Origin of the sequence: Ruegeria sp. R14_0 (assembly GCF_017743975.1) — a bacterium.
Taxonomy (GTDB): Bacteria; Pseudomonadota; Alphaproteobacteria; order Rhodobacterales; family Rhodobacteraceae; genus Ruegeria.
Window position 1 is genome coordinate 132031 of sequence record NZ_JAGHRC010000007.1, and the last position, 11834, is coordinate 143864.

At 59.5% G+C, this 11834-nt stretch carries 10 protein-coding genes; 2 read left to right on the top strand and 8 right to left on the bottom strand.

Annotation, left to right across the window (positions count from 1 at the left end; translation table 11 throughout):
- Positions 1-21: 21 nt before the first annotated feature.
- The 6 genes from J7416_RS18100 to J7416_RS18125 all read right to left on the bottom strand — a co-directional run bounded on the left by J7416_RS18100 (position 22) and on the right by J7416_RS18125 (position 9017).
- Complete coding sequence (locus tag J7416_RS18100; protein ID WP_209226814.1) at positions 22-894, bottom strand: DmsC/YnfH family molybdoenzyme membrane anchor subunit; 873 nt, start codon at positions 892-894, stop codon at positions 22-24.
- Positions 894-1643: a 4Fe-4S dicluster domain-containing protein gene (locus J7416_RS18105; protein ID WP_209226816.1), complete on the bottom strand. Its 750-nt coding sequence runs from the start codon at positions 1641-1643 to the stop codon at positions 894-896. Before J7416_RS18105 ends, J7416_RS18100 begins: the two co-directional genes overlap by 1 nt.
- 91 nt (positions 1644-1734) lie before the next feature.
- Positions 1735-4548, bottom strand: a complete 2814-nt coding sequence (locus J7416_RS18110) for a molybdopterin oxidoreductase family protein (RefSeq protein WP_209226817.1) — start codon at positions 4546-4548, stop codon at positions 1735-1737.
- 78 nt (positions 4549-4626) lie between these two features.
- Positions 4627-5649, bottom strand: a complete 1023-nt coding sequence (gene pta / locus J7416_RS18115) for a phosphate acetyltransferase (RefSeq protein WP_209226818.1) — start codon at positions 5647-5649, stop codon at positions 4627-4629.
- Positions 5650-5653: 4 nt separating this feature from the next.
- Positions 5654-7432, bottom strand: a complete 1779-nt coding sequence (xsc, locus tag J7416_RS18120) for a sulfoacetaldehyde acetyltransferase (RefSeq protein WP_209226820.1) — start codon at positions 7430-7432, stop codon at positions 5654-5656.
- Between the two features lie 124 nt (positions 7433-7556).
- Positions 7557-9017 (bottom strand): PLP-dependent aminotransferase family protein, encoded by a 1461-nt coding sequence (locus tag J7416_RS18125; RefSeq protein WP_209226821.1) that lies wholly within the window; start codon positions 9015-9017, stop codon positions 7557-7559.
- Between the two features lie 134 nt (positions 9018-9151).
- Here J7416_RS18125 and J7416_RS18130 point away from each other — a divergent pair, with 134 nt between their 5' ends.
- The gene (locus J7416_RS18130) at positions 9152-9460 is read left to right on the top strand and encodes a metalloregulator ArsR/SmtB family transcription factor (RefSeq protein ID WP_209226822.1); all 309 of its coding nucleotides are present in this window, start codon (positions 9152-9154) and stop codon (positions 9458-9460) included.
- Positions 9453-10484 carry a permease gene (locus J7416_RS18135; RefSeq protein WP_209226823.1) on the top strand — a complete coding sequence of 344 codons (1032 nt, stop codon included), beginning with the start codon at positions 9453-9455 and terminating at the stop codon, positions 10482-10484. Before J7416_RS18130 ends, J7416_RS18135 begins: the two co-directional genes overlap by 8 nt.
- A gap of 37 nt (positions 10485-10521) precedes the next feature.
- On the opposite strand, the gene J7416_RS18140 is transcribed toward J7416_RS18135, so the two are convergent.
- Both J7416_RS18140 and J7416_RS18145 read right to left on the bottom strand, forming a co-directional pair.
- A complete protein-coding gene (locus J7416_RS18140; RefSeq protein ID WP_209226825.1) occupies positions 10522-10911 on the bottom strand; it encodes a hypothetical protein in 390 nt (129 codons plus the stop codon).
- A gap of 52 nt (positions 10912-10963) precedes the next feature.
- Positions 10964-11725, bottom strand: a complete 762-nt coding sequence (locus J7416_RS18145; protein ID WP_209226827.1) for a DUF1013 domain-containing protein — start codon at positions 11723-11725, stop codon at positions 10964-10966.
- Positions 11726-11834: the final 109 nt, after the last annotated feature.

The window sequence follows — 11834 nt, forward strand, 5'->3', positions numbered from 1 at the left end:
CCGCGACGGGGGCAGAGCCCCCTACCGTTTCCCGTAGTACAACCCAACCACGTGTTCGGCTTGGGCAAAGAACAGCCAGCGCGAGGTGGCAACGCCCGCCAGATGTGAAGCCACGGCCAACAGAGCCAGGAAGTGGCTGAACGGCAAAAGCAACAGCACGATCGGCAGGACAAAGGCCAATACGAACGCGATGATGCGCAGCTTTTCGGCATGTTTGCGGCCAACGACGTGTACGAATTCACGTAGCAGATAGTTGGTTCCCGTGTGTGGCGGCTCGAAGGCGCGTACGGTGCCGCGATCACCAAGACCCGTTGCGGTGCCTAAATTGGTGCCCGACTCCGCCAGTGCTGTGTCGCCCTTTTTCCAATACAGGATCTGCACCAGCGCAGCGACCAGCAACAGCGGCAACGCGATGCGTGTTTGTCCGGCCAACAGCGCGCCGCCTGCAAGGCTGAAGCTCAGGAACATGGCCGGTGTCAGGTTCATGTTCCAGCGCGGAATGGTCTTGAGCTGCGTATAAATCATTGAGGTCGTAAAGACGGTACCCAGCGAGAAAAGCGTGCCGATCCAGCCCAAAAGGCTCCACCGTTGGTCCAGAAAGACGACGCCGATGGCATAAAGCCCCATAACAATCAGCGCGATGACTGCGCACCAGCCCTCGCGGCTGAGCCAGCTGGATCGCCATTGGGTAAAGGCTTTCCATGCCCGTTCCGGGTGGCCTAGGTGGAACGTAGAGGCCACGAGCCCGCCCACCGCCAGCGCATAGGCGATAGCAAAAAACACAAAGGCAACCCAACCCGAGACGTCCGGCAGGCCCAGGCCCAGAAAGCACAGAAGGCCAAAGCCAAGCCCCGACAGGGTTGTGAAGATGATAACTGAGGGTGCAGGATGCATCAGAGCTTCTCCAGAGTCTTGTCCAGCCAGCCAAGGAACCCTTTGGGCTCTTCAGCGACCGGGGCCAACAGCGGCGCGAGGATGTCGATTTGGTCTTCGACATTGTCCTTGGGGCGCGGCGGCAGGTATTTGTTGACGGGCTTGGTGCCCATTTCGGGCATCAGGTCCATGCCCCCCCGGTCAGCGACCAGTTTGCTGACATCGCTGTCCGGATCGCCAAGATCGCCAAAGTGACGGGCTCCGGCCGGGCAGGTGCGTACGCAGGACGGAACGCGGTCAACTTCGGGCAGGTTTTCGTTATAAATCCGGTCGACGCAGAGCGTGCATTTCTTCATCACGCCTTCGGCCTGATCCAGTTCCCGCGCGCCGTAAGGGCAGGCCCACGCGCACAGGCCACAGCCGATGCAGTCACTTTCGTTCACCAGAACGATGCCATCCTCGACCCGTTTGTAGCTGGCCCCGGTGGGGCAAACGGTGACGCAGGGTGCGTCATCGCAATGCAGACAGGATTTGGGGAAATGAATCAGTTGGGCGTGACCTTCGGCGGGCTGTACCTCGTAGGAATGCACCCGGTTCAGGAAGGTGCCGGATGGATTCGCTCCATAGGCATCCTGATCGGACAGGGGCGCGCCGTAGTTTTCGGTGTTCCAGCCTTTGCACGAGATCACGCAGGCATGGCAGCCAACGCAAGTGTCCAGGTCGATGACCAGACCCATTTTGCGGTCAGTGGAAGTGGGGAGCTGGGTCATGACTGCCTTGCCTCTGCTTTAGTGGTGAGGGCGGGCTGGGGCTCTGCCCCAGACCCCGGGATATTTTTGGCCAGATGAAGAGCGGATCGGATCATTTGCCCACCTTCCATGCCAGGTCTTTAGGGCCTTTGCCGACCGGGGATTTGATCGGAGCGAATTCCGGCTGACTTTCTGCATCCGAAGGCGGCGCGGCCTTTTCGATTTTGACTTTGAGGTCAAACCAAGCCGCCTGACCGGTGATCGGGTCAGAATTCGCCCACCGCAAGCCATCGCCCTTGGGCGGCAGAAGCTCGTGGATCAGGTGGTTTAACAAAAAGCCTTTGGTGGCTTCGGGTGCGTCCTCTTGCAGGGCCCAGGCACCTTTGCGTTTGCCGATGGCATTCCAGGTCCAGACGGTGTTTTCGTTCAGCGCCGCCATTTCCATGACAGGCACCGTGATCTCGCCATGCGGAGAGGTCACCTTGGCCCAATCGCCGTCTTGCAACCCATGTTCCCGCATCAGCTTGGTCGGTACGTAGAGCGGGTTGCGACCGTGCAGCTGGCGCAGCCACGCGTTCTGTGTGCCCCAGCTGTGATACATCGCCATTGGGCGCTGAGTCAGGGCGTTCACGGTGAAGCCTTCGTTGCCGGTCTGGTCGGTTTCATACCAGATCGGCATCGGGTCCAGGGTTTCCTTGATGCGGTCCCGCAGGTGTTCCGGAGGCTGGCGTTCGCCATGTCCTTCGGCGGCCAACTGGAATTTCCGCATTGGTTCGGAATACAGCTGGAACAGGTAGGGCTGCGGACTGTCATAGATGCCCATACCGACGGCCCAATCCTGATAGGCGGTGTTCCAAGGTTTGTAGTAGTCCGCGCCTTCCGGGATGTGTGCCACGTAAAAACCGTCGTTTTCGATATAGCGGTTCAACTGGTCGGGGTTGACCTCGCCACGGCCTTCCTTGTCACCGTTTTCACCCCGGAAACCTGCAAGCGGGCCAATGCCGGGTTTGCGCTCGTGATTGACGATGTAGTCGGCGTAATCCACCCATTTGGCGGAACCGTCTTCGTGGGTGAAACCGGGCAGCTCCAACCGGTTGGCCAGTTCGATCAGCGCCGACTGGAAACCTTTGACATCCCGGTCGGGTTCGATCACCGGCCAGCGGATTGCGTCGGCTGCGGCATCCGCCTCGCAGATCGGGCGGTCTAGCAGTGAGATACAGTCGTGACGCTCAAGATAAGTGGTGTCGGGCAGGATCAGGTCGGCATAGGCCACCATTTCCGAGGAATAGGCGTCGGAATAGATGATATGCGGGATCACATAATCGCCGTTCTCATCCTTGTCCGTCAGCATATCCATGACACCCTTGGTGTTCATGGTCGAGTTCCACGACATGTTGGCCATATACATGAACAGCGTGTCGATCTTATAGGGATCACCCGCATGGGCGTTCGAGATCACCATGTGCATCAGCCCGTGGCTGGACATCGGGTTTTCCCAAGTGAACGCTTTGTCGATCCGCGCCGGGCTGCCGTCTGCTTTCAACGCCAGATCGTCCGGTCCCTGAACAAAGCCCAGATGCGGGCCGTCCAGCGGTGTATTCGGTGTCACCTTGCAATGCGGCTTGGGGTGCGCCTCGACCGGTTTGGGGTAGGGCGGTTTAAAGCGGAAGCCGCCGGGAACCTCGACCGTGCCGAGGATGATCTGCAGGACATGCAGTGCGCGGCAGGTCTGGAAGCCGTTGGCATGGGCCGATACGCCACGCATTGAGTGCATTGCGACGGGGCGGCCGATCATCTTGGTGTGCTTTTCGCCGCGGAAATCGGTCCATTCGCGATCCAGCTCGAACGCCTCGTCAAAGGCAACACGGGCCAGCTCGCCCGCGATGGCACGGATACGCTTGGCAGGGATACCGCATTTCTCGGCCACGGCCTCGGGCGCGTATTCGTCACTCAGATACCGTTCGGCCATCAGGTGGAAAACCGGGCGGTGGGTGACGCCATCCTTTTCGTAGGTCGCCGACAGGTCAGGGCGGACGCCCGGTTTGTCGAATGCCGTCAGCTCGCGCGTGTTGCGGTCAACGACCAGTGGTTTGCCGTCCTCATCGCGCAGGAACAGACCTTTGGTCGGTCCTTCGGAGGCGTCAACCAAAACCGGCGCATTGGTGTAGCGGCTGAGGTAGTCCAGGTCGATCTTACCCGCCTTCATCAGCACGTGAATCATCGACAGGATGAACAAGCCGTCGGTGCCGGGTGTGATTCCGACCCAATCATCCGCAACGGCGTTATAGCCGGAACGGATCGGGTTGACGCCGATCACACGTGCGCCGCGTGCCTTGATCTTGCCGATGCCCATCTTGATCGGGTTCGAATCGTGGTCCTCGGCCACACCGAACAACATGAACAGCTTTGTGTGGTCCCAGTCCGGTTGGCCGAATTCCCAGAACGCCCCGCCCATCGTGTAGATGCCGCCAGCGGCCATGTTGACCGAGCAGAACCCGCCATGGGCCGCGTAGTTGCAGGTTCCAAAGTTCTGGGCCCAGAAGCTGGTGAAGCTTTGGCTCTGGTCGCGGCCGGTAAAAAACGCCAGCCGTTCGGGGTTGTCTTCGCGGATTGGCTTGAGCCAGCCAACGGCGATGTCCAGCGCCTCATCCCAGCTGATCTCTTCGAACTCGCCCGAACCGCGGGGACCGACGCGTTTCAGCGGCGCGCGCAGACGCGAGGGCGCGTTGACCTGCATGATCCCCGCCGAACCTTTGGCGCACAACACGCCTTTGTTGACCGGGTGATCGCGGTTGCCTTCGATATAGGCAACCTTACCGTCTTTCATGTGCACATTGATCCCGCAGCGACAGGCGCACATGTAGCAGGTGGTTTTTCTGACCTCGTCAGAGACCTTGGGAGAGGTATTAATGATTGGCTGGTTCATTTCTGGTCCCTGTGGCTTTTGATCCGATCAGTCTTTGCAAAGGCGAATGATCGGAACACTATTTCGCTTGAGCCGGATTTACGAGACGTCTGTCCGGGATTGGGATGATTCCGCCTGTACGGCCGTCACCGCGATCATGTGCAGAACATCCTCGGCCGAGCATCCGCGTGAAAGGTCATTGGCCGGCTTTGCAAGCCCCTGAAGGATGGGGCCAATCGCTTCGGCCCCGCCGATACGCTGGGCGATCTTGTAGCCCAGGTTGCCCGCATCAAGGTTGGGGAAGACGAAAACGTTCGCCTCGCCGCGCAGGGGCGAATCCTTGGCCTTTTTGGCGGCCACTTCGGGGACGAAGGCGGCGTCGAATTGCAGCTCGCCATCGATCAGCAGATCCGGGTCGGCGGATTTTGCAATCTCTAGCGCTTCGGAGACCTTGCTGATCTTGGGATGTTTTGCGCTGCCTTTGGTCGAAAAGGACAGCATCGCAACGCGGGGCGTCTCATGCGTCAGCGCCTCGTATGACGCGGCAGAGGCCCGGGCAATTTCGGCCAGTTCCTGTTCGTTTGGATCAACAACCAGACCGCAATCGGCAAAGATATGTGCGCCCTGAACCGTGTGATGGTCGCGGCAGTACAGCATCAGGAAAAAGCTGGAGACCATGGCCGAGCTCGGAGCTTTGCCGATGATCTGCAACGCGGCGCGTACCGTGGCAGATGTGGTTTCAACAGCCCCGCCAACGGTTCCGTCAGCAACGCCCATATGCACCAGCATCGCAGCGTAGTTCAGGCGGTGTTTGATTTCCTCGGCGGCCTTTTCAGGCGTCATGCCCTTATGTTTGCGCCGCTCATACAGCTCGGTTGCAAAATCCTCGGCATGGGGGGAATCCGACGGATCATGGATTTCGATACCGTCCACATCCTGACCGGCCTGTTCGGCCAGAAGTTCAGCTACTTTGGCTTTGTCACCTACAAGAATGATGCGTGCGACACCTTCTTTGCGGGCTTTCAAAGCGCCTTCAACAACACGTGGATCATCGCCCTCAGCAAGGGCGATGATCTTGTCGGAGCTGCTGGCAGCTCCGAGAATTGTGCGCAGTGGCTTCACGCGCTTATGCCTCGACCTGCGGGGTCATGTCCGAAGCGTCGATGCCTGCAACCGGAACGGGCTTCTTCATCGCGTCGCGACGGAAGGGCTCACCCAGTTCCTGGTTGATCAGAGCTTCGATCAGAGTGGTGATACCGTTCTTCTGATCTTCGATCGCCTGGTTCAGCGCATCGGTCAGCTCTTCCTGGGTGCGGGCGACAACGCCTTTCAGGCCACAGGCTTGCGCGATTCCGGCATAGGAAACCTGAGTGTCCAGCTCGGTGCCGACGAAGTTGTCGTCGAACCACAGGGTCGAGTTACGCTTTTCCGCGCCCCACTGGTAGTTGCGGAAGACGATCTGGGTCACAGCAGGCCATTCCGAACGACCAATTGCGGTCAGTTCGTTCACGGCGATACCAAACGCACCGTCACCGGCGAAGCCGACAACCGGAACGTCCGGCTGACCGATTTTCGCGCCAACGATGGCAGGCAGGCCGTAGCCACAGGGGCCGAACAGGCCAGGTGCCAGGTACTTGCGGCCTTCTTCGAAGGACGGGTAGGCGTTACCGATGGCGCAGTTGTTGCCGATGTCGGACGAGATGATCGCCTCTTTCGGCAGTGCGGCCTGAATCGCGCGCCATGCCATACGGGGGCTCATCCAGTCAGGCTTGGCTGCGCGTGCACGCTCGTTCCAGGTGGTGCCCGGATCGTCGTCTTCGTGCGTCATCGAGGTCAGTTCCTGCGCCCATGCGGATTTCTTCTGGGCGATACGGTCCTTACGCTCTTGGCGGCCTTCGTCACCCGCGGTGTCGCTCAGGCGGGACAGGATGCCGTTGGCCACTTTGGCCGCGTCGCCGATGATGCCGACGCTGACGTCTTTGGTCAGGCCAATGCGGTCAGGGTTGATGTCGACCTGAATGATCTTCGCATCTGCAGGCCAGTAGTTGATGCCATAGCCGGGCAGGGTCGAGAACGGGTTCAGACGGGTGCCAAGAGCCAGAACAACGTCCGCTTCCGAGATCAGCTCCATACCGGCTTTCGAGCCGTTATAGCCCAGCGGGCCAGCAAACAGCGGGTGCGAGCCGGGGAAAGCGTCGTTGTGCTGGTAGCCAACGCAGACCGGAGCGTCCAGACGCTCGGCCAGAGCTTTCGACGCTTCGATGCCGCCTTCGGCCAGAACAACACCGGCACCGTTCAGGATGACCGGGTTCTTCGCGTTCGACAGCATTTCGGCCGCCGCAGCAACCGCATCTTCGCCACCCGAAGGACGTTCGAATTCAACGATCTTGGGCAGTTCGATGTCGACAACCTGGGTCCACATGTCGCGCGGGATGTTCAGCTGAGCCGGGGCGCTGGCGCGCTTGGCGTTCATGATCACGCGGTTCAGAACTTCGGCAACACGCGAGGGGTCGCGTACTTCTTCCTGGTAGGCAACGCAGTCCGCGAACATGCGCATCTGCTCCATCTCCTGAAAGCCGCCCTGACCAATGGTTTTGTTGGCGGCCTGCGGAGTGACCAGCAGAACCGGAGTGTGGTTCCAGTATGCGGTTTTGACAGCTGTGACGAAGTTGGTGATGCCGGGGCCGTTTTGCGCGATCATCATCGACATTTTGCCGGTGGCGCGGGTGTAGCCGTCAGCCATCATGCCGCCAGAACCTTCGTGGGCGCAGTCCCAAAAGTTGATTCCAGCTTTCGGGAACAGGTCCGAAATTGGCATCATAGCCGAGCCGATGATACCGAACGCATGTTCGATACCGTGCATTTGCAGTACCTTAACAAAGGCCTCTTCAGTGGTCATTTTCATCTGAGTGTTCTCCGCACAATTGAGGAAAGGTTCGGGCACAGCACCCGCCTTTGGTACGGTTTTGGCGCATGGGGCCAAGCGGCGTTAGGGCCAGAACGTTAACCGGGATAGGTCCAGAAACCTGTCAGGCAGATCGGATGGCATCCGCGATCAGTTTTACCCCCGGCGCAATGCGATCCCGACTGATAGACGAGTAGCCGAGGCGGAAAAAATTCCGCGGCTGTTGCGGGCCTTTGAAGAACGGCGCGCCGGGTTCTATATGGACGCTCTGACTTTGCAGATCGCGCGCAAGGCGGGTGGTGTCGACATGTTCGGGTGCTGACATCCACAGGGATGACCCGCCCATAATGCCCCGACCGGCGACAGTCAGGCCGTGCTGCTCGACCGCGATATCCAGCGCCTCGCGCCGAAGAGCAAGGGTTTTGGACATACGTCGAATCTGAGCATCGTAGTGACCCAGTGACAGGAAATAGGCCGCTGTGCGCTGAATGTGACCCGGCGGGTGCCGTAAAACCAGCGACCGCAGGGCGCGGGCTTCGCGGATAAAGGGCTCGGACCCGACAATGTAGCCAAGGCGCAATCCGGGGAACAGCGACTTCGAGAAGCTGCCCACATAGATCACCCGACCGTCGCGGTCCATGGACTTGAGCGCGGGCGACGGCGCGCCAAGGAAGGACAATTCGAATTCATAATCATCCTCGACCACCATGGCGTCCAGCTCGCGTGCGCGGCGCAGCAGTTCATTCCGCCGATCGACTGGCATGGTCGCGGTTGTCGGGCTTTGGTGGCTGGGCGTGGTAAATATCACGTCTGTCTCGTCCGGCAGCATCTCGGGCGGCAGCCCATCGCGGTCCACCGGCACCGACGTAATCTTGCAATCGGATCGGTTCAGCAAATCCCGCAGCGCATAGTAACAGGGGTCTTCGATCACCGCCGTGCGGTTGCGGTTCAACAGGATACGCGAGGCCAGCCATAAGGCGTTCTGCGCGCCCATCGTGATCAGGATCTCTTCGGGACGGGCCGCGATGCCGCGGCGGGGCAAGGTATGGCGCGCAATAAACTCGATCAAAAGCGGATCGTCCTGATCCACATAGTCCCCGGTCAGCGATGCGAAATCCTTGTGCCCCAGAGCCCGCACCGCACATAGACGCCAATTCGCGTGATCAAACAGTTTGCGATCGGCCTGACCGTAGATGAAGGGGTAACGGTATTCGCGCCAATCACTGGGTTTGGTCAGCACATCGCCCCCGGAAAACTTGCGCGCCAGGGCTGAACTCCAGTCGACGTTTTCGTCCCGTTTCTGAACCGGCGTGTATTTTGGTGGAACCGGCGCGTTGTGCGACACGAAGTACCCCGATCGCCCTTTGGCCGTCAGGTAATCATTGGCCAGCAATTCGGTATAGGCCAGCGTCACCGTGATCCGACTGACCCCCAGATGCGCCGCCAGTTTGCGAGACGAGGGTAGTTTTTCTCCAACATGGAAGCGTCCCGACAGAATACCTTCGGCGATCATCTGCTGGATCTGTGCCTGCAGAGTGCCTTTTCCGTTCAGCTCAAGAAAGAATGTGTCGACCGATATGCCCATGGGGCCTTATAGGGTGGACTTAAGTTGAGAGCAATCTGGACTTAACGCTTCCGTGACTCTTCTTGAACAAAACCGTTGACGTTGGAAAATGATTACCCTAAATAACTAGAAATCTAGTTTATTGGAGTATGCAGATGTGGGAAACAGCTGCCGCAGGGTTTTCAGCCATGGGCTCAGAGGCTCGGCTAAAGGTTCTCAAGACATTGGTTCGGGCCGGCCAGACCGGTCTGACGGTGGGAGAGATTCAGGACAGAACAGGCATCGCGCCTTCGACACTCGCCCATCACCTGCGCTTTCTCGCAGCTGGTGGGGTCGTTGAACAGGAAAAAGTTGGGCGTAGCACCATCAACCGCGCGAACTATGACGAACTGCGAAGCCTCGCACAGTTCATCCTCAGCGAATGCTGCGTAGACGAAGTAGGAAAGGTCGCGAACGATGGCTGAGCTGACACAAAACCCGAAGGCACCGGCGAAAGTTGCCGTTGACCTGATCAAGACCCCCTGGGCCCTTATCGTGGCCATTCTGGCACTGGTTGCCATTCTGGACCCCGGGAACTGGCCTGAGGTTGTTACGTTCGCGGTAAAGGCGCTGGCCCATACTGGCCAATACATCCTGTTTGCGGTGCTTCTGCTGTCTTACCTCAAGGCAACGGGTGCCGAGGTCATGGTCGCGCGCGCGTTCGAAGGGCGTGAGACCCGTATGATCTTTCTGGCCGCGCTGTTCGGTGGGCTTGCCCCATTTTGTTCCTGCGAGGTGATCCCGTTTATCGCCGGTCTGCTTGCGCTCGGCGCGCCTTTGTCGGCGGTCATGGCGTTCTGGCTGAGCTCACCACTGATTGACCCACCGACCCTTCTGATCACCGCGGGTGCTTTGGGGTGGCCCTTTGCAATCGGCAAGGCCATTGCCGCGGTTGCGCTGGGTCTTTTCGGTGGATTTGCTGTGCGCGCGCTGATGCGCAGCGGGGCTTTTGCCCAGCCTCTGCGTGAATACAAGCCAGCCAGCTGCTGTGGGTGTGGACCCAAACAGGACGACAAGCCCGTCTGGAAGTTCTGGCAAGAACCCGAGCGCCGTCAGAGGTTCCGGTCAGAGTTCGTTCACAACGGTTTGTTCCTGCTGAAATGGCTGGCTTTGGCCTATGTGCTCGAGGCGCTGCTGGTTAGCTATGTTCCCGCCGATCTGATCGCGCGCGTTGTTGGCGGCGAAGGCGTTGTGCCCATCGTCATCGCGGCACTGGTCGGGATGCCCGCCTACCTGAACTCGTACGTCGCGCCGCCGCTTCTGGCAGGGCTGACGGAACAAGGGATGAGCGCGGGCGCTGCGATGTCTTTCATGGTCGCAGGCGCAGTCAGCTCAATCCCGGCCATGGCCGCCGTCTGGTCACTGGTGAAACCGAGGGTCTTTGCGACCTACCTGGCGCTGGGGATCACAGGGGCCATCATCTCTGGCATTGTGTTCCAGATGATCTGAACAAAACAACGCCCGGTGTTTTCGCCGGGCGTCGTTTTTAACTGGCTTTGCAATGGCGCGGTAGCTTGAACCGGTACCTCGCCTCGCCACTGTCGACGTAAACACGTTTTTCGATGCAGGCCGTTGTACCAACCGTTTGCGAAATCGGAGCCTCGGTCGAGGTGATCGACGTTGCCGATCCGTCTGGCAATCTGACCGACGCGATAACGCCGTTCTTGAGATCACCGTTGATTGGAGTGGCCGACAGGACATCGACCGTCATGAAGGCCTCGTGCTCATGCTCACCACTGTCGTTGAGGATCAGCAACCCGGCGGCGACTATGATCAGGCTTACACCACCGAGAATGGGCAAGCCCCAGGTTTTCGCAAAAGCATAGATCGAAACGGCGCGGTGCGGTCCAAACAGTTTGGAAAGAACGTTCAGCATGGGATTCTCGTGCAAAAAGCCCCGGTCCGTTCAGGCCGGGGCCGTCTGTGCATCAGGGGCGCAGATCGTCTTCGTCTTCGTCGTCCGCACCACCTTTGGGCAAGTTGAAGAAGCTGTCGGCATCGATAACCGACTCTTCTTCTTTCTCTGCCTCAGGCTCATCCGACAGCGAGAAGGTCTCCAGACCTTCGATGGCCGTTGGGATCTTGGGTGCGGCGTCCATTTCCAGCGATTGCTCGGTCGAGACCAGCTTGCGGCGCTCGTCATCGCTCATGACGCCGCCTTCAGCTGCTTTCTTGGCGGCTGCCTTCTGGACGATGGCGTCCAGCTCGGACTGCTTACACAGGCCAAGGGCAACCGGATCGATCGGTTGCATGTTGGCGATGTTCCAGTGGGTGCGCTCGCGGATCGACTGGATGGTCGGCTTAGTGGTGCCCACCAGCTTGGCGATCTGGCCGTCGCTGAGTTCGGGGTGGAACTTGACCAGCCACAGGATCGAGTTCGGGCGATCCTGACGCTTGGACAGAGGCGTGTAACGCGGGCCACGGCGCTTTTCCTCACCCGACGCGGCCGGGTTGAACTTGAGCTTCAGCTTGTGCAGCGGGTTGTTCTGCGCCGTGTCGATCTCTTCTTGGGTCAGCTGGTTGTTGGCGATGGGGTCAAATCCTTTGACGCCCGCAGCCACGTCACCGTCTGCAATGCCCTGCACTTCAAGCTCGTGCATGCCTACGAAATCCGCGATCTGCTTGAAGCTGATCGTGGTGTTGTCCACCAGCCATACGGCTGTTGCCTTGGCCATAAGCGGTTTTGCCATCAGCCCGTCTCCTATAAATACATCTGTCCCGTCGCCGGAATTCGGCGGCCCCGTGGTCTTGGGGCAGGTTTCCGTTGTCGGGGAACTTGGCCCGTATATAGTCGCGCTG